Source organism: Marinovum sp. J2-8, assembly GCF_055808435.1.
Map to the genome: position 1 here is coordinate 65,589 of NZ_JBVVRZ010000003.1, position 22,518 is coordinate 88,106.

The following is a 22,518-nucleotide window of genomic DNA, read 5'->3' on the forward strand; positions in this document are numbered from 1 at the left end:
CCGCACTTGCGCCCAGTTATTTAGCTGGGCGCTTTTTTCTGTGCCCCGGTCGATATAGAAGTATGTCCATGACCTATGCTGACGACGATCTTAAACACATATTGGAACGCACCCGCGTGATTGCCGTGGTGGGGGTGTCGCTCAACCCGGAGCGGCCCAGCCACTATGTGGCGCGTTACCTGGCGCTCAAGGGGTATCGGGTGATCCCGGTCAATCCCGGACATGCCGGTCGGGAATTGTTTGGCGAAGAGATCCGCAGCGATCTGTCTCAGGTGCCAAAAGAGGTCGATATGGTCGACGTCTTTCGCCGGTCTGATGCCGTGCCAGCGATTGCCGATGCGGCTTTGGCGCATCTGCCGAACCTGAAAACCTTCTGGATGCAGATCGGGGTAGAGCATGCTGCCGCCGCCGCAACGCTGCAAAGCCGCGGGGTGGACGTGATCATGAACCGATGCCCGAAAATCGAATATCCGCGGCTGATTGGTGACTAGCGCCCTGACCCTGGCGTGTGCCTGCGGTTTCCACCGGGATCATCCCGTCACAATCATGGCTGATCCGGTTTTGATGTGAGGTCGGCGTTATTGGCCTAGGCTAATTCTGCCCGCACCGCCGCATGCAATGTGGGATTGGCGGTCAGCACGCCGGGGCTTTGCGGGGTGTCGGTGTTGAACACCAATTCACTGCCATCGGCGGCGGTGGCCTTGGCCCCGGCTTCTTCGGCAATCAATGTGCCCGCCGCGATATCCCAATGCCAGGTTGCGCGCAGGGTCAGCATGGCATCAAACCGCCCCTGCGCAATCAGCGCCATGCGATAGGCCAGAGACGGGCGAAAGGCGCGGCGCACCTCTGGCGGGGCGACCTTCCAGTGGCGGGGTTCAAAATTGGGTTTGGGCGCCATCATATGGGCGCCGGTCAATGCGCTGCGTTGGCCGGTGTGGATCGGGCTGCCGTTCAGGGTTGCTCCGCCACCTTGCTCGGCGGCAAAGATCCGGTCGCGCGCGGGCAGATGGATCACTGCGGCGGTCACCTTTCCGTGGTGGGCAATCGCAATGGAATGCGCCCAAGTGCCAGAGCCTTCGATAAAGCTGCGGGTGCCGTCGATCGGATCAATGATGAACACATCGTCACAATTCAGCCGGGATTTGTCGTCCGGGGTTTCCTCGCTCAGCCAGCCATAACCGGGCCGCGCGCTGCGCAGGATATCATGCAACACATCGTTGACCGCAAAATCGGCTTCGGTGACGGGACCAAGGCCGGGCTTGTCCCAGACCCGCGCCTCGGGACCGGTGAAGGTCAGCGCAACCTCGCCTGCGGCGCGGGCGGCGCGCAGCAGAAGGGCGAGATCGGTTTCCTGGCGTTCAGGCCCCGGCAAGTGTCATGCCTTCGATCAAAAGGGACGGCACCACCCGCGACAGATGCGGGCGGGCATCATTGGCGGGGATCAGGCGGGCGAACATGTCGCGCAGATTGCTGGCAATCGTCACCTCGTTCACCGCATGGGTGATCTGGCCGTTTTCGACCCAGACACCAGAGGCGCCACGGGAATAATCGCCGGTGTTGGGATTGATGGTCGACCCGATCAGCGAGGTAACAATCAACCCGGTGCCCATGTCGGCAATCAGATCGGCGCGGCTTTGCGTGCCTTGGGTCAGTGCCAGGTTCCAGTTTGTCGGATGCGGCGGACCAGAGGTGCCGCGCGCTGCATTGGCGGTGCTTTGCATCCCCAGCTTGCGGGCATTGCCAAGATCCAGCGTCCAGCCGGTCAACACGCCCTTGTCGATGATTGCGCGGCGCTGGGTGGCCAGACCTTCGGCATCGAACGGGCGTGACGCGGTGGCGCGGGGGCGGTGCGGGTCTTCGATCAGGCTCAGCGTGTCGGGCAGCACCTGTGTGCCCAGCGCGTCGCGCAGGAAGGATGCGCCACGTGCAACCGCACTGCCGGACACCGCAGACATCAAATGGCCGATGATCGAGGCCGAAATGCGTTCGTCAAACAGCACCGGATAGCTGCCGGTGGGTGGTTTGCGCGGGGCCATCCGTTCAACCGCGCGCTGTCCGGCGCTGCGGCCAATATCCTCTGCGGCGCGCAGGTCGGCTGCAAAGGTCCGGCTGTCGCCGTCGTAATCACGCTCCATCGTGAGGCCTTCGCCCGCGATGGCAACACAAGACAGGGAAGATCCGCTGCGGCGATACCCGGCGGAAAATCCGTTGCTGGCGGCCAGATGCACCGCAGTGGCGGAATAGGCGGCAGAGGCGGATTGCACCTGTGTCACGCCGGCAACCGCCATGGCCGCCGCTTCGGCTTCTTCGGCACGCGCTTGCAGCATCGCCGGATCGGGTTCTGCTGCGGGGTCATGTAATTCCAGCGCGCCGGCATCGGTGGAGTGTGCCAATTGGGCGGGATCGGCCAGCCCGATAAAGGGGTCTTCCGGCGCTTCACGCGCCATGGCGACCGCCCGTTCCGCCATCGCGGCCAGAGTTTCCGGCCGGGTGTCCGAGGACGAGACATTGGCCTGTCGCTGCCCCAGCAGAACCCGCAGGCCGATATCGGTGCCTTCGGCCCGTTCGGCCTGTTCCAATGCGCCGCTGCGCACGTCGACATTCAGCGAGGTGCCGGTCATGGCGATGGCATCAGCGGTGTCGGCGCCGGCGGCGCGTGCGGCGGCAAGCAGCGCCTCGGTCAGGTCTTGCAACGATTGCGGCATGTCAGTCTCCTTGGACGGCAGAGGTAAAGTGCCGCGACCGCCTGTGCAAGGCCATGCCATAGGCCGGCCTGCAACTGATTTCACGTCCCGGGATCAGACTTCGATGAATTGCGGGGCGTAATCGACCGGGAAATTCACCGAGCGGGCGATGAAACAGACCTTGTGGATCTCATGATGGATCGCCTCGGCCCGGGCCAGATCTGTGCCGATCGGCACCTTGATCCGGGGGTGCAGGGTGGCCCGAATAAAACGACCGGCGCCGTCGGGCGTGCTTTCCCCCTGTCCGATTGGCGTGTCGGTATAGGCCTGAACCGCGATCCCGGCCTCGGATGCCAGGTGCAGATACCACAGCATGTGACAGGCCGAGAGCGCGGACAGCATCAAATCTTCGGGGTTCATCAGGGTCGGATCGCCGCCCAGCATCGGGTCGTTGGAACAATGCACCACCGGTTTGCCCGGCACTGCGATGTCCCAGGTCCGGTCATAGGCGCGGTAAGCGCTGGTGCCGCTGCCGCGGTTGCCGGTCCAGGAAATGGCGGTGGTGAAATCATGGTGTTTGGCCATTGGGCGCCCCCCTTGGGTTATGTCGTGACCACAATGGCGCAGCGCGCCGCAGTGGCAAGGGCCGAGATTGACCGGGTACGGGGTGTGGCGGGGGTCAACAGCGTATTGCACAGCGCCGGGTCGGCCGTTAGGATTCCATGGATGCAAGATCCACAACTGGACCCCCGCAAGACCCCGCGCCAGGCCCGCAGCCGCAAGACCTGTGATGCGATATTGCGCGCCGCCGCAGAGATTCTGGCCAAATCCGGCCAGCGCGGATTGAACACCAATCACGTGGCGCAAAAGGCCGGGGTGTCGATAGGCTCGCTTTATCAATACTTTCCCAACAAGCAGTCCATCGTTGTCGCCCTGATCGGCGACCGGCGGCAGGCGGTGTTTGATGATATGGACAGGGTCGCGCAAGCGCAGGAGGGCGCGGGGCTGGCAGAGATCATTCGCGCCATGACGGCAGTGCGCCTGCGGCATGGGTTTGATCGCCCGGCTCTGGCTGCGGCGCTGGAACGGGCCGAAGCGGAATTGCCGCCCGATCCGGCCTTGCGGCAACAAAAGACCCGGGAACAGGCGCTGATCGTGGCGGTTTTGGCGGAACATTACGTCGACGACCCCGAAACCGTGGCGCGGGATGTGCTGGCGATTGGGGATGGCATGAGCAGCGCGGCGATTGCCGCAGGCGAGGCCGACGCAGATGCGCTGATGGCACGGGTCGATCGTTCGGTCACCGGATATCTGAGCGGCGTGCCGGTCGGGACCTAAGCGCGCGTGTCAAAACTTGGCGGACCCCGAAAAAGGGCGCCCCTTGCGGCGCGCCCTGAATGTTGGTGTCGAAAATGGGGCGCGCTTATTGAATGCGCTGACCATTGGCCAGGACATGGCCCTGTTCGTTCACTTCGATTTTGGACTTCAACACGTCATCCCCGGCAGACACCGCAAACATGCCCATCATCATCCGTGCGCCCATGGCCTGCTCCTCGGGCACGATGCCCATGGTGACCAGCTTGTCGATCAGCGCATTTGCGCCGGTCAGCTCTGCGTTCACCTCGCCCAGCGGGCGCGGCATGCCACCAAAGGTTTGCAGATCGGAATTGTCAAAGGTGAAGGCCCCCGATCCGGTCAGAACTGCGCCAACCGCGTCAATCACCAAGGAATTCAGCGTCAGCTCGTGCAATTCGGCCGGCATGTCCGACATAGCCATTTCTTCGGCTTGATCAGGGTCAAACAGGTCAAACAACATCCGCGCCTTGCCGGTCAGGTCGATCTTGATGGTGGCGGGATCACGCGGCAATTGTGCGCCGGAATCAAAGATGTTCCAGATCAGATCATTCATCACAAAGTTGCCGAGGGTGATGCCCGCGGCCACATCGGCGGGTTCGTCGCTTTTGGAAACCGGCAGGGCAAGGTTGCCGCCCAGTTCGTCAGCCTTCAACGCGATGGGAAAGGGGATGTCGCCGCCCTGCATCTGCACGTCATAATCATCGACCAGGAAGTCATAGGACCAGGCCTGTGGCGTCATTGCCATGTTGAACACGCCGCCCGCCGAAGATGAGGCAAAGTTGACCGCGTCGCCATGTTCGACAAAGTTGAACTGCGTATTGCCGCTGTCGTAAGAAAATTCACCGTCGATATCCATGACCTGCAACAGCGCTGTGGGGTCTTCGGGATCAATTTCCAGCGGCAATTTGCCTGTGCTGCCATAGCTCAGCCCCTCCAGCCCGCCCTTGAACAGCATTGTGTTTTCGGCATTGTCGGGGTCGCGTCCGGCAAAATCATAGCTCACGCTATCAATGGACATGGTTTGGGCGATGTCGCGCATCTCGTCGGTTTTGATCGCCGATTGCCCGCTCAGCCCGGTCAGGACCAGCGCGCCGCGGAACACCTCGGCCGGGACATTGTCACCATCGGCAATCAATTCGGCCAAAGACACCTTGGTCGAGGTCGCGGAATAGACCCAGGTCGTGTCATTGGGGGCACCGGACACCGTCATGTCCAGACCGTCGGTTTCATAGCGGATTGTGGCGGTCACCGGGTCGGCGTAATTGTCGACATCCAGCACCACATTCATATCCGCAGGCCAGGCCACATCGACCGCGCCGCCATCCTGGGTCAGGGTGATTTCCGGCATCTTGACGGTGGCGGATGTGTTCGCCTCTGGAATGGGGATCGACATCACGATTTCTGATAGGGTCAGCGTGTCGCCCGACGTGTTTTCGGTGGCGGTCACGGTATAACCATAGCCTTCCATATAGCCTTTGAGATCGGCCCAAACCTGATCAGGGGTCACATCTGCGGCGGCGGACTGCACCAGGGCCAAAGTGGCCAGTGCCGTTGTTCCGGTTAGTTTTTTCCAAGATGACATAATCAATGGACCTTTCATGTGAATGACTGCCGCAACTTCACTTGCGTGGATTTATTGGTCAAGGGGGGCATTCCTTACCTTTGTTGGGGTGTCGGCGTTTTCCCGCGCGGCCGGACGTTGCTGGACCTGTTCCACCCTTGGGGCTAGGTAAGTGTCAAACGAGATTTGGCAAGAGGTTCGATATGACGCAAGTGATGAGTGGGAAATGCGTGATGATCACCGGAGCAAGCCGGGGCATCGGTGCCGCCGCCGCACGCGAATTTGCGGGTGCCGGGGCAAAGGTGGTTTTGGTCGCGCGGAGCGAGGAAAGCGTTGCTGATCTGGCGGGGGAAATTGGCCCCGATGCCCTGGCCGTGCCTTGTGATGTCAGCCGCTACTGGGAGGTCGAGGCCGCAGTGCGCGCGGCGGTGGAAACCTTTGGCCGGTTGGATGTGCTGATCGGCAATGCCGGGGTGATCGAACCGATTTCGCTGCTGTCCGAGTCCGATCCAGAGGGCTGGAGCCACGCGATCGACATCAACCTGAAGGGGGTCTACCACGGTATGCGCGCGGCGATGCCGGTGATGATTGCGGCGGGCGGCGGCACGATCCTGACGGTGTCTTCCGGTGCGGCGCATGCCCCGATGGAGGGGTGGAGCCACTATTGCGCGTCCAAGGCCGGGGCGGCGATGTTGACCCGCAGCGCCGATATGGAAGGCCGCGATCACGGCATTCGCGCCATTGGGCTGTCTCCGGGCACGGTGGCGACGCAGATGCAGCGCGACATCAAGACAAGCGGGATCAATGCGGTCAGCGAATTGGACTGGTCCGATCATATCCCGCCGGAATGGGTGGCCAAGGCTTTGCTCTGGATGTGTCTTCCCGAAGCAGATGCGCATCTTGGGGATGAGTTGAAGCTGCGGGACGAAGCTTGGCGGCGTCAGTTGGGGCTGATTGCGTGATTGAGATCACGCGCGACGGTGGTTTCTGGCTGGTGACGATCAACCGGCCCGACAAGGCCAATTCACTGACACCCGAGATGTTGGAGGATCTGGTCAAAATCGCCGAAAGCGCGGCTGAGGCGAAGGTGTTTGTCCTGACGGGCGCGGGCAAGGTGTTTTCCGCCGGGGCGGACCTTGACGCGGCCAAGGCCGGGCTGGCGGTGTCCGATGACTGGGAACGGCTGTCCGGCGCGGTTGCGGCATTGCCGGGGCTGACGATTGCAGCGTTGAACGGCACCCTGGCGGGGGGCAGTTTTGGCATGGCGCTGGCCTGTGATCTGCGGATTGCCGTGCCCGGCGCGCGGTTCTTTTACCCGGTGATGAAACTGGGCTATCTGCCACAACCGTCGGATCCGGGCCGTTTGGCGGCATTGGTCGGGCCGTCGCGGGCCAAGCTGATCCTGATGGGCGGGGCCAGGGTTTCGTCTGATGAGGCACTGGCCATCGGGCTGGTGGATCGTATCGTCGCGCCCGAGAGTTTGATGGATAAGGTGCGGAGCCTGGCCGCCGATACCCTGGCAGCCAAACCCGAAATTGCCAAAGGCATAAAACGGATCTGTGCCGGGGTGTAACAGGTTGTGGCCGACGCCATGATACCGGGGGCGGGATCGTCCCCCAAGTCGCAGGATCAATTGGGGTCAGCCCCCAAGCGGAAGATTCAATTGGGGGCCAGCCCCCAAGCCCCCGGGATATTTACCCCAAGAAGAAAGTCGGATCGGGACCTGATCGGGTGCGGTTTGCCGTTACCGCCGCGCTGCGCGCATTTGCAGGGCTGGATCACTTGCTTCCGTGAACGGGGCGGGGCATCACAGAGCAATATCTGTGGCTGGGGCCTAGGGACGTGGAGTTGGTGAATGGAATTTGATCTCGCAAATCAGCCGGAGATAGTACAGCAGGCTGCGGGCTATGCGCTTCAGGGGTGGGATCTGGCGATGTCCTGGCTGTTGAGCCCAGAGGCCTGGTCGCAATTTGCCTTGCTTTTGGTGGCCTGGTTTGCGGCCCGCTATGCCAACAAGAAGTTGCAGCCGCTGTTGCAGCGCTGGTTGACGCCACCCGAAGGTCATTTGGGCTTTTTGACCAAGGCGCGGCTTTTTGTTCTGCAATTCCTGCCGCTTTTGCTGCCGCTTCTGGCCTATGGGTTCACCGGGATCGGCGAAAGCGTGGTGCGGTCGATCTTTGACAGCGGTGCGGTCATCGCCTTTGGCAAGCGTCTGTTCCTGTTCCTGGCGGTGCGCATTCTGGTGCGTGACATCATTGCGGATCCGCTGTTCAAGATGCTGGGCAAATATGTATTGTTGCCGGTTGCCGGGCTTTATGTGCTGGGTCTGCTGGATCTGGTGCAGGCCAAGCTGGCGGATACCGTCGTGCCCCTGGGCAATCTGTCGTTTTCGGTGTTGTCGCTGGTGCAATTTGTCATCGTGGGCGGCATCATTTTCTGGTTTGGCCGCTGGTCCAAAGATCAATCGGCGGCTCTGATCCACAAACAAGAGGACATGCGCCCCGCCACCCGGCAGCTGGCTGAAAAGGCCGCGGAAATCGCAATTTTCGGCGTCGCGTTCCTTGTCTTTATGAATATCATGGGCATTCCGCTGACCTCGCTCGCGGTGCTAACGGGGGCGCTGGGTGTCGGGATCGGGTTTGGTCTGCAAAAGATTGCGTCGAATTTCATATCTGGCGTGATCCTTCTGCTCGAAGGGCAGGCGACCGTGGGCGATTACGTCGAACTGGACGGTGGTGAGGCTGGCACCATCATCAAGATGACCGCCCGCGCCGCCATTCTGGAAAGCTTTGATGGCCGCTGGATTGTTGTTCCGAACGAAGATTTCATTGTCACCCGCGTGGTGAATTATTCCGATCAGGGCAGCGCAAACCGCTATGAGGCGCCGTTTTCCGTCAGCTATGATACCGATATCAATCTGGTGCCCGATATTATTGAAAAGGCCGTATCGACCCACCCCCGCGTGCTGGATGAGCCCTATCCGGCGGATTGCGAATTGCGTGGGTTTGGCGACAGTGGCATTGATTTTGCAGTGGAATTCTGGGTCAACGGGCTGGACGACGGGCCGAACAAATTCACCAGCGATGTGCTGTTCCTGATTTGGAACGCGTTGAAGGACAACGGAATTGAAATCCCCTATCCGCATCGTGTGATCGAGGTGAAGGGGGATTTGGGCGCCCTCGCGCCAGCCGCCAAGCCCGAACGCGCCAGGCCCAAGAAGCCCAAGGCTGTGACCCGAAAGGTATGAGAGTTCCGGCGCTGGTGATTGGCGGCGGCCCCGCCGGATTGATGGCAGCAGAGATGCTGGCCGAGGCGGGGATTGGCGTTTTATTGGCAGAGGCCAAGCCGTCACTGGGGCGCAAATTCCTGATGGCGGGCAAGTCCGGGTTGAATCTGACCCGTGATCAGCCGTTTGCGGCGTTTCTTGCGGCCTATGGCACAGGGGCCGCGGCGCTGCGCCCGATGCTGGATGAATTTGGCCCGTCTGATGTGATGGCCTGGGCCAAAGGTCTGGATCAGACGCTGTTCACCGGGCCAACCGGTCGGGTGTTTCCGCAGGTCATGAAAGCCTCGCCTCTGCTGCGCAACTGGTTGGCGCGCCTCCAGGACATGGGGGTGGACCGCCGCACGCGTTGGCATTGGCTGGGCTGGGACGGCGCGGTGGCGCTGTTCGAAACACCCGAAGGGCGGGTCGAGGTTACGGCGGATGTCACCGTTCTTGCGCTGGGCGGGGCGAGTTGGGCGCGGCTGGGATCGGATGGTGCCTGGGCCGGGATATTACAGGCCGAGGGGGTGAGCGTCGCGCCGTTCAAACCTGCCAACATGGGGTTGAGCGTGGATTGGTCGCCGCATATGGCCACCCGGTTCGGCATGCCGGTCAAGGGCGTGGCCTGGCATGCCGGCGCGTGTGTCAGCCGGGGCGAAGCGGTGATTTCCCAACGCGGGTTGGAGGGCGGCGGGATTTATGCCGTTGCCGCCGCAGTGCGCGATGGCGCGCGCCTGACGGTCGATCTGGCGCCGGATGTGGCGCAGGATGTGCTGGCCGATCGGTTGGCCAGACCGCGCGGCAAAATGTCAGCCGCCAATTTCCGTCGCAAGGCCGCGCGCCTCGATGGCGTTCAACAGGCGCTGCTGATGGAATTTGCCCGCCCCTTGCCCGCTGATCCGGTGGCTTTGGCCAGGCTTCTCAAATCCTTGCCGGTCATTCACGCCGGGCCGCGCCCGATGGACGAGGCGATCTCGACCGGCGGCGGCGTGACCTTTGACGCTTTGTCACCGGCGTTGGAATTGCGCGCAAGGCCGGGGGTGTTTGTGGCCGGCGAAATGCTGGACTGGGAGGCCCCGACAGGCGGCTATCTCTTGACCGCCTGTTTGGCGAGTGGCCGCTGGGCCGGACAGGCCGCAGCACGGCACGCGGCGGCTTGCCACGGGTCCACCACCATGTAATGCATCACCGGAATTGGGGGATGTGTCATGAATACCGGTTTGATCCTGTTGACGCTGAGTTATGTCTTCAGCCAGTTTTTTCGGTCGTTTCTGGCGGTGATGGCCGATGTGCTGGAACGTGATATCGGGGCGCGGCCGGATGATCTCGCGACGGCGTCGGGCATCTGGTTTTTGGTCTTTGCGGCGATGCAGATCCCGGTCGGGGCCGCTCTGGACCGGTTTGGTCCCCGGCGGACATCGGCGGTCCTGTTTCTGATCGGCGGGGCTGGTGGGGCGGCGGCCTTTGCGCTGGCCCAAACGCCGCTGCATGTGATGTTGTCCATGGGATTGATCGGCATGGGGTGCTCCCCGGTGTTGATGGCGTCTTACTACATCTTTGCGCGCAATTACCGCCCAGAGATCTTTGCGTCGCTTGCGGCCCTGGTCTTGGGGGTGGGCACCCTGGGCAATCTGGCGGGCACCGTGCCGCTGACGCTGCTGGTCGAAGCCATCGGTTGGCGGGAAACCCTCTGGGCGCTTGCGGCCCTGGCCGGGGCCATTGCGGTGGGATTGCATTTCACAGTCCAGGACCCACCCCGGGTGGAAACCACCAGGAAAGGGTCGGTGCTGGATCTGCTGCGCATCCCGGCCCTTTGGCTGATCTTTCCGATGATGTTCGTCAATTATGCCGCCGCCGGGGGGCTGCGCGCCCTGTGGATCGGCCCGTATTTGCGGGATGTTCATGGTTTGACGGCGGGGGCGATTGGCATTGCCACGCTGATCATGGGGGTTGCGATGATTGCCGGCACGTTTGCCTATGGTCCGTTGGACCGCTGGCTGGGCAGCCGGAAATGGGTGGTGCTCGCGGGCAGCGCCCTCGGGCTGTGCGGGACCGTGACGCTTTGGCTTTGGCCACAGCCGACGATGGTACTGTCGGTGGCCTTGTTCTGTGTCGTTGGCTTCTTCGGCATGGCCTTTCCGATGATCCTCGCCCATGGGCGCAGCTACGTGCCGCCGCATCTGGCCGGGCGGGGGGTGAGCTTGCTGAACCTGTTTGGCATTGCCGGGGTGGGCCTGTCTCAGGTGGTGACGGGCCGGGTGCAGGAGATCGCAACTCAAACCGGCACAATCGCCGAAAGCTATGCCCCGGTCTTTGCGGTCTTTGCCGCGCTGACGCTGGCGGGAATGCTGCCCTATCTCTTCAGCCGCGATCGCCTGGATTGATCCCGTCCAATCCTTCTTCTGTTAAAAAAATATCCCGGGGGAGGCCAAAGGCCGGGGGCAGAGCCCCCATTTGCCACCCCGCGCCCCAATCTTCGGGCTTTGATCAGGCTGCCCTGCCGGGTTAGGGTTCCCCCATCTCGGCGGATTGAAAAACGGGGCGCGGCATGCGGTTTTGGATATTTGTGTTCGGATTATTGGCATTTGCAATGCCGGTACAGGCGGCAAAGTTGGCCTTTGTGCTGGGCAACGAAAATTATGGCCAGCTCAGCGATCTTCGCAATGCGCATGAAGATGCCCGCGCCTATAGCGAGGCTTTTGGCGATCTGGGCTATGCCGTTTCCTATCACCAGGATCTTGACCTTGGCGATACGATTGATGCGCTCGACAGCTTTCTCAACCGGATCTCCCTCGGGGATGAGGTTGTCATCGTCTATTCCGGCCATGGCTGGAGCGACGGGGCCACCAATTACCTGATCCCGACAGACGCGCCGCGCCAGGGCAGTGACCGGGTGTTGGAACGTCGGTCCATCGCATTGAAAAATGGCTTGAACGGCATTCTGGACGAGGTCGAGGCCGCCGGCGCTTCGCTGACGGTGGCGATTATTGACGCCTGTCGCAACAATCCGTTTGAACCGCCGGCCGGGCGCAAGAGTATCGGCATGACCCGTGGTCTGGCCCCGGTCAAGGCGGCCACCGGCACCTTTGTGATCTTTTCCGCCGGGGAGGGGCAAGAGGCGCTGGACCGTTTGCCCAGCGATCCGCCGGGCGCGCAGATGTCGGTGTTCACTCGCACGTTCCTGCCGCAACTGAAACGCGGTATTTTCCTTGAAGACGCCATTGCCAAGGCCCAGGTGGAAACCGCCCGGCTGGCGCTGGATTTCGATGGCCACCTGCAACATCCCGCTTATTACGACCAGACTTTGGGATATACCTGCCTGACCGAGGATTGCGGCACAGTCACTGCGGCGGTGGTGCAACCAGAGCCCGATTCACTTTGTGATTTGCTCTACGCCGAGGCCAAAGGCGCCCCAAGTTGTTTTGCCTTTGACGGTTATTTGCAAAGCTGCGGCACACATCCCTTTCGCGGCAATGCCGAGGCTTATCTGAAACGCAATTGCCAAGTTCAGGTTGCCGCCGTCGCCCCGCCCAAAGTGCAGCCAGAGCCGCAGCCAAAGGCCGTGGTCACACCACCGACGTCCGACGTCACGATGTCGAAATCGCTGAACCTGGTCAGCTGGGGGGGCGCCTATCAACGGTCTCAGCAAAGAGCATACACCACCCCTTATGCTGATAAAAATGCCGGTCTTTCGATCACTTGGCACGAAAATTCGTTTGAGGCCGTGTCACTGTTGTCAAAGGCCAGGGCCGCAGGAAATGACCTTGGGTGGGATTTGGTGGATGTGGTGGCCACCGATGCCATTCGGCTGTGCGACAAGGGATTGGTGATGGACATCAACCCGGATGCATTCCTCGCGCCCGCCCCGGATGGCAATTCTGCCTCCAGCGATTTTGGGCCCTTCCTGGTTTCGGACTGTGCGATTCCACAGATCGTCTATTCCTCTGTTGTGGCCTATCGCACCGATCTGGTGGGCAACCGGCCCCCGCGTGACATCTGTGCGTTGTTTGATCTGGACGGCTATCCCGGCAAACGCGCGTTGGAGAAGCGTCCGAACAACAATCTGGAATGGGCGCTGCTGTGTGATGGCGTGCCACATAGCGACATTTATGATGTGCTGGCCACCAATGCCGGACAGCGGCGGGCGCTGGCGAAACTCGACACGATCAAGGATCATGTGATCTGGTGGCAGGCCGGGGCCGAGACGCCGCAGCTTTTGGCCGATGGCGAGGTGGTCATGGGGTCCAGCTGGAATGGGCGGTTCTTTTCGCTGATCGAAGAGCAAAAGCAACCGGTTGCCATGTTGTGGGATGCCCAGGTGTTGGATTTGGATGTCTGGGTCATTCCAACCGGTTTGTCCGCGGAACGTCTGGCGCGGGTGCGCGATTTCCTGTGGTTTGCCACGGATACCCAACGTTTGGCGGATCAGGCAAAATACATTCCCTATGGCCCCGCGCGTGCGTCTTCGGCCGAATTCGTGGGCTTTCATGCCGATCTGGGGGTCGACATGGCCGCCCATATCCCCACTGCCCCGGCGAATATGCGCAATGCCTTTGTCTACAATTACGACTTCTGGGCGCGGCATTCTCTGGATCTGAATGATCGGTTTGCGGCCTGGCTGGCCGAATGACAGGCCCGCACAACCAAAGGAACTGACCAATGCCCAAAGGCTATATCATTGCACATATCACGGTGCATGACCCGGAAACCTACAAGGAGTATATCCGCCGGGACACCCCCATATTGGCGGCCTCTGGCGGGCGTTTCATCGTGCGCGGCGGTCAGTCCAAGGTGGTCGAAGGCGACAGCCAGGAACGCCATGTGGTGTTGGAATTCCCAAGCTATGCCGCCGCGCTGGCGGCCTGGGATGACCCGGAATATCAGGCGGTCGCAGAGATCCGCCGCGCTTCTGCCGAGGGGAGTTTCGTGATTGTCGAAGGGGCGGAATAACAGGGGTCTGCAAACAGGCTGACCAAAGGAAACCGCCGGTTTCGGGTCCGTTTTGCGGCCAATGGCTTGTATCCTGAAGGGGCCGGGGGCATTGTCGCGCCCGATCCATTCCCCAGCCGGAGCCGCTGCGCATGTCTTTTTCCCTTGCCACCTGGAACATCAACTCCGTGCGACTGCGCGCCCCGCTTGTGGCGCGTTTGCTGGGCGAAGAGGCGCCGGATGTGCTGTGCTTGCAGGAATGCAAAAGCCCGGTCGACAAGATCCCGGTCGATGTCTTTCAGGAACTGGGTTATGCTTATATGGTTGCGCGCGGCCAGAAGGGCTATAACGGTGTGGCAATCCTGTCGAAACTGCCGATCACCGATGTCGGCGGCCGGGATTTTGCGGCGCTGGGCCATGCCCGCCATGTGGCGGGGCAGTTGGAAAACGGGGTGACCATTCACAATTTCTATGTGCCCGCGGGTGGTGACAAACCTGACCGCGCGGTGAACGAGAAATTCGGTCAGAAACTGGACTACCTGACAGAGATGCGCGATTGGTTTCATGCCGAGACACCCGAAAAGGCGATCCTAGTCGGGGATCTGAACATTGCGCCGCGCGAAGATGACGTTTGGGACCACAAGAAACTGCTGAAAGTGGTGTCGCACACCCCGATCGAGGTCGAACATCTTGCCCAGACCCAGGAGGCTGGCGGTTGGGTGGACATCACCCGCAAGGATATTCCGACCGGCAATCTCTATAGCTGGTGGTCCTATCGCTCGCCCGATTGGGACAATGCGGACAAGGGCCGGCGGCTTGATCATGTTTGGGCAACGCCGGATATCGCCAATGCGGGTCATGACAGCCGGGTGCTGCGCGCGGTGCGTGGCTGGGAAAAGCCCAGCGATCACGCCCCGGTTTTTGCCAGTTTCGACCTCTGACCCTCAGGTCAGATCAGCAATCACCTTGGCCAGTGCGTTCCCAAGCAGCTGATGGGCATCGGCTTCGAAATGCACGCCGTCGACATCGCTGGTTTCGATCACTGATCCGGCGTCGAAAAACCCCACGCCACGCGCCTTGGCCAATTCGGCCAGCGCCGGGGCGAGGGTCGGGCCATGCGCTGCGGCGCCGATGAATTCCCCCCGGAGCGGGCCAACTTCCTTGACCGCGGGCGGGCAGATCAACAGAATTTTCATGTTGGGGTGATGGGGGCTCACGTCGCGGTGCAGCGCATGATCCAGCAGCCCGGCAATACCGGCCGCAATGCGCGGGCCGCTGGGAAAAAACCGGGTTTTCAGATCGTTGGTGCCCAACATGATGGTCAACACATCCACAGGCTTGTGAGACGCCAGCGCGATTTTCAACCCCAGAGCGCCGTTCATATGCGGGCCCATGATCGGATCTGAAATCGCTGTCGTCCGCCCCGGCAGGCCTTCTTCGATCAGCGCCCATCGCGGGCCCAATGCCGATGCCATCACCCGGGGCCAGCGGATGGTCGGTTTGAACCGACGGGATTCGCCGGTCGTGACAATCGGTTTGGTTCCATGGGTGTTGGAATCGCCGTAGGTCATCACGGTGCGCGTCATCTCTTGCCCTTTCAATATCCTCGCCGCCAATGCTAGATAGCCGCCAACCACAGGTAAACCGCCGTTTTGCGTTGTATGCGCCGCGGCAACGCCCATATCAGGCGAAACCCATTTGAAGGAGCGGATCATGCTGGAATTCGGCCAAGCCCAGAACAATGCCCCCGCGGGCGGTGCGTTGATCAAAGACGTCACAGAAGCGGACTTCATGGCCGAGGTTGTCGAAGCCTCGATGAAAGTGCCGGTGATCGTCGATTTCTGGGCGCCATGGTGCGGCCCGTGCAAGACGCTTGGCCCGATGCTGGAGGCTGCGGTGACCAAAGCCAAAGGCGCGGTGCAGATGGCCAAGGTCAATGTGGATGAGGCACAGTCCATCGCCGGCCAGTTGCGGGTGCAATCCATCCCGACGGTCTATGCGTTTTGGCAGGGCCAGCCGATTGACGGTTTCCAGGGCGCGGTGCCGGAATCCGAAATTCAGGCTTTTGTGGAACGGGTGGTCGCGGCCGGTGGTGGCGATGCCAGCGGCGGATTGGATAAGGCGCTGGAGGCGGCCGAGGAAATGCTGGAACAGGGCGCGGCGGTTGATGCGGCCCAGACGTTTTCCGCAATCCTTGGCGAAGAGCCGACCAATGCCAAAGCCTATAGCGGCTTGGTGCGTTCGCATATCGCGCTGGACGATCTGGAACAGGCCGAGGCGATCCTGAACGGCGCCCCGGCCGAGATTTCCAAAGCGCCAGAACTGGAGGCGGCCTTTGCCCAGCTGGAGCTGGCGAAACAGGCGGCAGGTGCCGGCCCGCTGGACGATCTGCGCGCGGCCGTGGCGGCCAATCCCGATGACATGCAGGCGCGGCTTGATCTGGCCCAGGCGATCTATGCCGCGGGTGATGCCGAAGGCGCGGTTGCCGAATTGCTGGAAATGTTCCGCCGGGATCGTGAATGGAACGACGGCGCCGCCAAGACGCAGATGTTCACGATTTTCGACGCATTGAAGCCAAATGATCCGGTTGTTTTGAACGGTCGCCGCAAATTGAGCTCGATGATATTTGCCTGATCGTTTTTGGGGGCTAGGTTAGGGGTATGATCAAAGCTGCCGACCTCCCCGATACTCTCCCGGTGTTTCCATTGCCCGGGGCGCTTTTGTTGCCCCGGTCGCGATTGCCGCTGCATATTTTTGAACCGCGATACCTTGCGATGATCGAGGATTGCATGAAAACGCCGCAGCGGCTGATTGCGATGGTGCAGCCGAATCCCGGCCCGGAAAGCAAGGACGGCCGCCTGCATTCCATTGGCTGTGCCGGGCGATTGACCCAGTTTTCCGAAACCGAGGACGGGCGATATATGATCACCCTGACCGGGATTTCGCGGTTTCGGATCAAGCGCGAGGTCGACGGGTTTTCGGCCTATCGGCGCTGTGATGTGGATTGGAGCGGCTTTGACCGCGATCTGGGTCATGCAGAACATGATGCCGGTCTGGATCGGGCGCAGTTCATGACGCTGCTGAACCGGTTTTTCGAGGCCCGTTCGCTTGAGGCGGATTGGGAAACCATGCGTGATGCGGATGAGGAGCTGTTGATCAACTCGCTCTCCATGCTGCTTGACCTGTCGCCAGAGGACAAACAGGCGCTGCTGGAGGCGCCTTCGCTTGCGACCCGGCGGGAAACGCTTGTCACGCTGATTGAATTTGCCCTGCGGGGCGGCGCATCCGAGGATTTGATGCAATGAATGACACGCCTGCCAAGACCGATACCTTTGACCGCCGGATGCTGGAGGCGCTGGTGTGCCCGCGCACCCAGGAACCGTTGAGTTTTGATGCCGAGCGTCAGGAATTGGTCTCGAAGAAGGCGGGGCTGGCCTTTCCGATCCGCAACGGCATTCCGGTGATGCTGGTGGATGAAGCGCGGGTGATCGAATAGCCGATCTTGACGAAAAATGGGGCCCCGAAGGGCCCCAGTGACTGCTGCTCGTGGTTCTTGGCCTGTTTCTTGTTGGTCGTGTGAACAGGTCTGAACGTTATCTGAGTATTCGGTCGTCCGGGTGCACGTCCGGGGTCGAACACGCGGCGATACCCCCATTTGGGTACAGCTGCACATTGCCCGGCCGCGCAGAATATGCGCCCCTTGCGGATGCCCCGCCAGATTTGGAGATTTAGCGGAGATATTGTCGCAGTATCGAAAGCTTGTGCCATATATAGCAAAAAGACGCCGAATCAGTCAACGATTACCTGATTCGTTTTTGCGATTCGCTGATGAGTGCCGGGGGCTGATGCGCTCTGATCCGGCAAATCCTGATGGGCCAAGGGCTTAGCCGTTTTCGCGCAAGACCGAACCCGCAAGATAAAGCGATCCACAGATCAAGATACGCGGGCCCACACCGTCGGCGGGGCTGTTTCGGGACAACATGCGCAGGGCGCCGGCCACCGAGGCGGCTGTGTGTGCGGGCAATCCGACGGATGTCGCGGCGGCGGCGGTGGTTTCTGCGGGCAATGTGTTGGCCTCGCCGGGGATGGACACAGCGGTCAGGCTGTCGGCAACCGCGGCAAGCGGGCGCAGGTAGTTGGCGATGTCCTTGGTGTTCAACATGCCGCAAATCAGATGGGTTGGCCGTTTCGGCAGCCGTGTCAGATGCGCCGCCAGCGCCTGGCCGGCAGCGGCGTTGTGCCCCCCGTCGAGCCACAGTTGGGCATTGGGCACCAGATCGACCAATGGCCCAGAGGTCAGATGTTGCATGCGCGCAGGCCAGACCGCGTTCGTGACCGCCGCCTCGCAGGCGGGTTCGGCAAAGCCAAGATGGCGCAAGGCCGCCAGCGCCGCGCCGCCATTGTCGATCTGATGCGCGCCGGGCAGATTGGGCAAAGGCAGGTCCAGCAGGCCGCTTTCATCCTGATACACCATGCGCCCGCGTTCTTCGAAGGCATGCCAATGCTGGCCATGGGCGATCAGGGGCGCGCCAAGTTTGGCGGCGGTGGCCTCGATCACCTCCATCGCCTCGTCCGGTTGCGGGCCAACGACACAGGGGACACCGCGTTTCAGGATGCCAGCCTTTTCGGCGGCGATCTTGGCCAGTGTATTGCCAAGGAATTGTTCGTGGTCGATCGAGACCGGGGTGATCACGGTCAATGCCGGCCGGTCGATCACATTGGTGGCGTCCAGCCGCCCGCCAAGCCCGACTTCCAGCAGGGTAAAATCCGCCGGGGTGCGCGCCATGGCCAAAAGCGCAGCACAGGTGGTGATTTCGAAATAGGTGATCGTGTCGCCCGCGTTGGCGACGTAACATTCATCCAGATGGGCGGTGAGCGCATCTTCGGTGATCAGCGTACCCGCCAGGCGAATGCGTTCGTGAAACCGCGCCAGATGCGGCGACGTATAGGCGTGCACATGTTTGCCCGCAGCCTCGAGCCCGGCGCGGATCATCGCCTGGGTCGAGCCTTTGCCATTGGTGCCGGCGATGTGGATCACCGGCGGCAGATCGCGCTCTGGATGGCCCAAGGCCGCCAAAAGCCGCCACATCCGGTCCAGCGTCAGGTCAATCACCTTGGGGTGCAGCGCCATCATCCGGTCGAGGATGGCGTCAGATTTGGTCGCGCTCATTCCGGGGTGGCAGGCTTTTCCGCCGTGTCCGGCGTCAGCGCCCCGGTGTCGTCCCCTTCGGCGGGTGCGGGCAGATCGCCTTTGATCTCTGGCGGCAATTGCATCAGCATGCGGGTGATGGTGATCAGCTCGTCGCGCATGTCCTTGCGTCGTGTCACCCGGTCCAACATGCCGTGTTCCAACAGATATTCAGCGCGCTGAAATCCTTCGGGCAGCTTTTCACGGATGGTTTGTTCGATCACCCGCTGTCCGGCAAAGCCGATCAACGCATTGGGTTCGGCAATCTGGACATCGCCCAACATCGCATAAGACGCGGTTACGCCGCCGGTGGTCGGATGGGTCAGCACCACGATATAGGGCAGACCGGCCTCTTTCAGCATCTGCACCGCCACGGTGGTGCGCGGCATCTGCATCAGGCTGAGAATGCCCTCTTGCATCCGCGCGCCGCCCGCTGCGGAAAACAGGATCAGCGGGCATTTCTGGGCCACTGCCCGTTGGGCCGCCGCAATGATCGCATTGCCGACATACATGCCCATCGACCCGCCCATGAACGAAAAATCCTGCCCGGCAGCCACGATTGGCGTGCGGCCGATTTCGCCCTGGGCGACCAGCATCGCGTCTTTTTCACCGGTTTTCTTCTGCGCCGCCTTCATCCGGTCCGGATAGCGTTTCTGGTCGCGGAACTGCAGCGGATCGGCCAGCACCTCTGGCACGTCAACCTCGTGAAACACGCCGCCATCGAACAGCGCGGCAAAGCGGTCGCGCGGCGTGATCGCCATGTGATGGCCACAGGAGGTGCAGACATTCAGATTATCGGCAAGCTCGCGGTGGAACAGCATGGTTCCGCATTCGCTACATTTGGTCCAGAGATTTTCCGGCACCTCGCGGCGCGAGAAGATCGAGTTGATGTGCGGGCGCACATAGTTGGTGATCCAGTTCATGTCCGACCTGTGTTTTGGCCTGATGCAGGCGGTTTCAGCCTGAAATAAGACCCGTGGCGGGGAAATGCAATCAAACCCTTTGCAGGGATGAGCGATAGATGAACGCTGGATGACCGGCGCGGCCGGATTTTGCAAATCCAGTGGGCCAGAGGGATGGCCGGAGGGATGGGGTGGCCGATAGGGTGGGCGATGGGGCGGGATGTGTTGTGAATGAAACCCTTGGGGTGAAAACAAAAAACGGATGGTTAACGGGACTTGCGGACCCCGGTCTGTCCGGTCAAAATCGCGCGAATGCGTCGGCCTGCCCCTTGGAAAAGGTGTTTTGGCCGACATCACCAAGGGAGAGGCGCTGGCCATTGTGCGGGCCAGCCGGTTTTGCGACGGATGCGGCATAACTCAGAATTTTGGTCCGGGACGCGATTTCGCCAGGGAATTCGGTCAGGGCGTCCCGGTTGGGGGAAATACGCGCTGGTCGGCCTGATCGCGGGCGTCACCCTGGCGGGGTGTGGTTTGGACATCCCAGAGGATGCGCCGCAGCCGGGGTCTGCGTCAGCTGCAAGGCCGCAGTCCAATGCTGGCGGCGGGCTCGGGTTCTTGGCGGCGCTGAACGCGCCCAAATCCGGGACAAAGACCATTGCGCTGCAAACAAAGGTCGCGCTGGCAAATGGCGACGTTATCGTCGATGCACCCGCTGGGTGGTGCATCGAGCCAAAGTCGCTGAAAGCGCGCGGGCGCGGCGGTTTTGCGCTTTTGGCGGGCTGTCGGGCGCTGACCGAAGGCAAATCCGGGCCCTTCGTGCCGCCGGGCGCGTTAAGCGTCACGGTCTGGCCCCGCCGCCCGGCGGGCGAGGTGATTGCCACCGACGCCCTGCGTGCCATAATCCCGGATGCGGTGATCCTGGAGCAGCAAATGCACAACGGTGTTGTGTTGATGCGCATGCAATCGGGGCAGGCCGCAACCGAGACGGACCTGGGCGAGCCGCATTGGCGGGCGGTGTTCGTGCATGGCGGTCACATGGTGTCGCTGGCAGCCTTTGGTCCCAAAAATGGCGAGATCGCCAGCCGGGGCGGCAGCATGTTGCTGGCGGGTCTGGCCGCGGGCATTCGCACGGCGCAAAGTGGCGCGGGGGGCAATTCCGGTGACCTCTGACGCAACAGCGCTTGACCCGGCTGGGGCATTCAGGCGTTTGTAGACATTCGGGTGTTTGTAGAATTGTAAGGAATTTCAGCAAGACTGCGTCATCTCAGCGTGGAATTGCATAGCGGGTGGACAGGCAGGGGTCATGGCACGGCGGTCAGGCAGTATCTTGGAACGGATCGGGCATCGCTCGACATTGAAACGCTGGCGTGCGGCGGTCCTGGGCGCGGCCGAAGCCGATTTGCCCCGCCTTCGAAAACAACGCAAACAGGCCCGGCGCTTGCGCCATCACCTGAATGAATTGTTGTATATCGCGGAAAATCGTCTGGCCCTGCCCGCCATCGACAGCAATGCGATTTCCGCCCCCCATGACAGCGATTGGATCTGGCGTCCGGAATTGTGGCGTGGGCCCTTGCCGATACCGGGGCTGGTTTCGGTGGAAACCGGCGCGCAAATGGGCGCGGAATTGACCGTGTTCCACGATTGCGCCGAATCCGAACTGACACTGCGGCAGCTGCGCAATACGCGTAAATCTGACCTCGCACCGTTTGGCGTGCGCATGGATGTGTTCCGGTTTGACGGCTCTTACCTGTCGGTAGCGCTGGATCTTCCGGAACAGGCGGTTGACGGGCTGACGCGGGCCCATGTGATCCGCATGGAGTTCTTGATTGAAATGGAACGCCCGTTGGAAATTTTTGCCCGGCTGAACATCAAAAGCGGGCCGAATACGGAAAAGATCGTGCGGGAATTGCCGCTGACATCCGGTGATCGGCATGTGGAATTTGATCTGGCCTATTCCAAGATGAACGAAAAACGTATCGACAAGGCCTGGATCGACCTGATTTTCGAAGGGCCGCAGATGAACCAGGTGGTGATGCGCGATCTGACGTTCAGTCGCCGGCTGCGAGCCCAGATATAAGGAATGTGCCATGTCTGAACTGACGCTGACCAAGACCCGGTTTTTCGAAGGTGTTTGGGAAGGGGTGCTGCGTGACCGCGCGCCCGGCGCGGGCGACCCGTCGATCAAGGTAATGTACGGGGATCGCGCGCTGGATGGCATCAAGCTCAGCAAAGAGGGCGAAACCGGCACGTGGCAGGTGCGGTTTCGGATACCTCCGGCACTTCTGAGCGAGGGCAGCCATACTATCGTTTTTACCGATGCCGGGAACGGTGATGTGCTGGAAAGTTTCTCGCTTATGGCGGGAGAGGCGCTGGGCGATGACATCCGCACCGAGGTGGATCTCTTGCGGGCGGAGCTGGATTTGCTGAAACGCGCGTTTCGCAGTCATTGCCGCGAGGCGGGGTAAGCCCCCCCACCACAAAAGGCCACAGGTTTGATTTCATGCTGCGTTTCCGCCCCGGGATCGGCAAGTGGGCCGCCCGGGACCGGATCTTCGGACACCTGTTCGTGCCTGGGTTACGGGGCGGGGGCAGGTGCCCAAAGGCGATGCAATTGATGGCAAAACCGGACCTGG

Annotated in this window: 23 protein-coding genes and 1 pseudogene; 17 read left to right on the forward strand and 7 right to left on the reverse strand. The window is 61.4% G+C overall.

The features are described from left to right. Nucleotides 1-68: 68 nt before the first annotated feature. Nucleotides 69-491, forward strand: a complete 423-nt coding sequence (locus AC0L4F_RS09700; RefSeq protein ID WP_244687832.1) for a CoA-binding protein — start codon at nt 69-71, stop codon at nt 489-491. Between the two features lie 95 nt (nt 492-586). Here AC0L4F_RS09700 and AC0L4F_RS09705 read toward each other — a convergent pair whose 3' ends face one another. The 3 genes from AC0L4F_RS09705 to AC0L4F_RS09715 all read right to left on the reverse strand — a co-directional run bounded on the left by AC0L4F_RS09705 (nt 587) and on the right by AC0L4F_RS09715 (nt 3,269). Then, nucleotides 587-1,372 carry an inositol monophosphatase family protein gene (locus AC0L4F_RS09705; RefSeq protein ID WP_244687834.1) on the reverse strand — a complete coding sequence of 262 codons (786 nt, stop codon included), beginning with the start codon at nt 1,370-1,372 and terminating at the stop codon, nt 587-589. Next, nucleotides 1,359-2,705, reverse strand: coding sequence for a TldD/PmbA family protein (locus AC0L4F_RS09710; protein ID WP_244687837.1), 1,347 nt, complete (start codon nt 2,703-2,705; stop codon nt 1,359-1,361). Before AC0L4F_RS09710 ends, AC0L4F_RS09705 begins: the two co-directional genes overlap by 14 nt. Nucleotides 2,706-2,798: 93 nt before the next feature. Further along, nucleotides 2,799-3,269: an OsmC family protein gene (locus tag AC0L4F_RS09715; RefSeq protein WP_244687839.1), complete on the reverse strand. Its 471-nt coding sequence runs from the start codon at nt 3,267-3,269 to the stop codon at nt 2,799-2,801. A gap of 141 nt (nt 3,270-3,410) precedes the next feature. Between AC0L4F_RS09715 and AC0L4F_RS09720 the strand changes: the two genes are divergently transcribed. Further along, a complete protein-coding gene (locus AC0L4F_RS09720; RefSeq protein WP_244687841.1) occupies nt 3,411-4,022 on the forward strand; it encodes a TetR/AcrR family transcriptional regulator in 612 nt (203 codons plus the stop codon). Nucleotides 4,023-4,107: 85 nt separating this feature from the next. Here the strand turns inward: AC0L4F_RS09720 and AC0L4F_RS09725 are convergent, their stop codons facing one another. Then, nucleotides 4,108-5,622, reverse strand: coding sequence for a DUF2125 domain-containing protein (locus AC0L4F_RS09725; RefSeq protein WP_244687843.1), 1,515 nt, complete (start codon nt 5,620-5,622; stop codon nt 4,108-4,110). A 212-nt stretch (nt 5,623-5,834) separates the two neighbouring features. Between AC0L4F_RS09725 and AC0L4F_RS09730 the strand changes: the two genes are divergently transcribed. The 9 genes and pseudogenes from AC0L4F_RS09730 (at nt 5,835) to AC0L4F_RS09770 (ending at nt 14,736) form a co-directional block, all read left to right on the forward strand. Beyond that, nucleotides 5,835-6,563, forward strand: a complete 729-nt coding sequence (locus AC0L4F_RS09730) for an SDR family oxidoreductase (RefSeq protein WP_244687846.1) — start codon at nt 5,835-5,837, stop codon at nt 6,561-6,563. Further along, nucleotides 6,560-7,174 (forward strand): enoyl-CoA hydratase/isomerase family protein, encoded by a 615-nt coding sequence (locus tag AC0L4F_RS09735; RefSeq protein ID WP_244687848.1) that lies wholly within the window; start codon nt 6,560-6,562, stop codon nt 7,172-7,174. The genes AC0L4F_RS09730 and AC0L4F_RS09735 overlap by 4 nt, the downstream gene beginning before the upstream one ends. 282 nt (nt 7,175-7,456) lie before the next feature. Further along, the gene (locus AC0L4F_RS09740) at nt 7,457-8,848 is read left to right on the forward strand and encodes a mechanosensitive ion channel family protein (protein ID WP_244687850.1); all 1,392 of its coding nucleotides are present in this window, start codon (nt 7,457-7,459) and stop codon (nt 8,846-8,848) included. Beyond that, complete coding sequence (locus tag AC0L4F_RS09745; RefSeq protein ID WP_244687853.1) at nt 8,845-10,047, forward strand: TIGR03862 family flavoprotein; 1,203 nt, start codon at nt 8,845-8,847, stop codon at nt 10,045-10,047. Before AC0L4F_RS09740 ends, AC0L4F_RS09745 begins: the two co-directional genes overlap by 4 nt. A gap of 27 nt (nt 10,048-10,074) precedes the next feature. Continuing rightward, a complete protein-coding gene (locus tag AC0L4F_RS09750) occupies nt 10,075-11,250 on the forward strand; it encodes an MFS transporter (RefSeq protein WP_244687856.1) in 1,176 nt (391 codons plus the stop codon). Nucleotides 11,251-11,456: 206 nt separating this feature from the next. After that, a pseudogene (locus AC0L4F_RS09755) lies at nt 11,457-12,056 on the forward strand (caspase family protein); the annotation flags it as partial. Between the two features lie 402 nt (nt 12,057-12,458). After that, nucleotides 12,459-13,496, forward strand: coding sequence for an extracellular solute-binding protein (locus tag AC0L4F_RS09760; protein WP_244688916.1), 1,038 nt, complete (start codon nt 12,459-12,461; stop codon nt 13,494-13,496). A 29-nt stretch (nt 13,497-13,525) separates the two neighbouring features. Further along, nucleotides 13,526-13,816: a DUF1330 domain-containing protein gene (locus tag AC0L4F_RS09765; protein WP_244687858.1), complete on the forward strand. Its 291-nt coding sequence runs from the start codon at nt 13,526-13,528 to the stop codon at nt 13,814-13,816. 131 nt (nt 13,817-13,947) lie between these two features. After that, nucleotides 13,948-14,736 carry an exodeoxyribonuclease III gene (locus tag AC0L4F_RS09770; protein WP_244687860.1) on the forward strand — a complete coding sequence of 263 codons (789 nt, stop codon included), beginning with the start codon at nt 13,948-13,950 and terminating at the stop codon, nt 14,734-14,736. Between the two features lie 3 nt (nt 14,737-14,739). Here the strand turns inward: AC0L4F_RS09770 and AC0L4F_RS09775 are convergent, their stop codons facing one another. Then, nucleotides 14,740-15,381, reverse strand: a complete 642-nt coding sequence (locus AC0L4F_RS09775) for an SGNH/GDSL hydrolase family protein (protein ID WP_244687863.1) — start codon at nt 15,379-15,381, stop codon at nt 14,740-14,742. A 127-nt stretch (nt 15,382-15,508) separates the two neighbouring features. Between AC0L4F_RS09775 and trxA the strand changes: the two genes are divergently transcribed. The 3 genes from trxA to AC0L4F_RS09790 are packed head-to-tail and all read left to right on the forward strand — an operon-like array spanning nt 15,509 to nt 17,291. Further along, nucleotides 15,509-16,429 (forward strand): thioredoxin, encoded by a 921-nt coding sequence (gene trxA / locus AC0L4F_RS09780; RefSeq protein WP_244687865.1) that lies wholly within the window; start codon nt 15,509-15,511, stop codon nt 16,427-16,429. Nucleotides 16,430-16,455: 26 nt separating this feature from the next. Further along, complete coding sequence (locus tag AC0L4F_RS09785; RefSeq protein ID WP_244687868.1) at nt 16,456-17,100, forward strand: LON peptidase substrate-binding domain-containing protein; 645 nt, start codon at nt 16,456-16,458, stop codon at nt 17,098-17,100. After that, nucleotides 17,097-17,291, forward strand: coding sequence for a Trm112 family protein (locus AC0L4F_RS09790; protein WP_244687871.1), 195 nt, complete (start codon nt 17,097-17,099; stop codon nt 17,289-17,291). The genes AC0L4F_RS09785 and AC0L4F_RS09790 overlap by 4 nt, the downstream gene beginning before the upstream one ends. A gap of 387 nt (nt 17,292-17,678) precedes the next feature. Here the strand turns inward: AC0L4F_RS09790 and AC0L4F_RS09795 are convergent, their stop codons facing one another. Together AC0L4F_RS09795 and accD are read right to left on the reverse strand one after the other, a co-directional pair. Further along, complete coding sequence (locus AC0L4F_RS09795; protein ID WP_244687873.1) at nt 17,679-18,965, reverse strand: bifunctional folylpolyglutamate synthase/dihydrofolate synthase; 1,287 nt, start codon at nt 18,963-18,965, stop codon at nt 17,679-17,681. Next, nucleotides 18,962-19,906, reverse strand: a complete 945-nt coding sequence (accD, locus tag AC0L4F_RS09800; protein ID WP_244687875.1) for an acetyl-CoA carboxylase, carboxyltransferase subunit beta — start codon at nt 19,904-19,906, stop codon at nt 18,962-18,964. The genes AC0L4F_RS09795 and accD overlap by 4 nt, the downstream gene beginning before the upstream one ends. Before the next feature lie 594 nt (nt 19,907-20,500). On the opposite strand from accD, the gene AC0L4F_RS09805 reads away from it, so the two are divergent. From AC0L4F_RS09805 to AC0L4F_RS09815, 3 genes are all read left to right on the forward strand, one after another. Beyond that, nucleotides 20,501-21,055 (forward strand): hypothetical protein, encoded by a 555-nt coding sequence (locus AC0L4F_RS09805; RefSeq protein ID WP_244687878.1) that lies wholly within the window; start codon nt 20,501-20,503, stop codon nt 21,053-21,055. Between the two features lie 133 nt (nt 21,056-21,188). Continuing rightward, a complete protein-coding gene (locus AC0L4F_RS09810) occupies nt 21,189-21,962 on the forward strand; it encodes a DUF6478 family protein (protein WP_244687880.1) in 774 nt (257 codons plus the stop codon). Nucleotides 21,963-21,972: 10 nt separating this feature from the next. Then, the gene (locus tag AC0L4F_RS09815; protein ID WP_244687883.1) at nt 21,973-22,350 is read left to right on the forward strand and encodes a hypothetical protein; all 378 of its coding nucleotides are present in this window, start codon (nt 21,973-21,975) and stop codon (nt 22,348-22,350) included. Nucleotides 22,351-22,518: the final 168 nt, after the last annotated feature.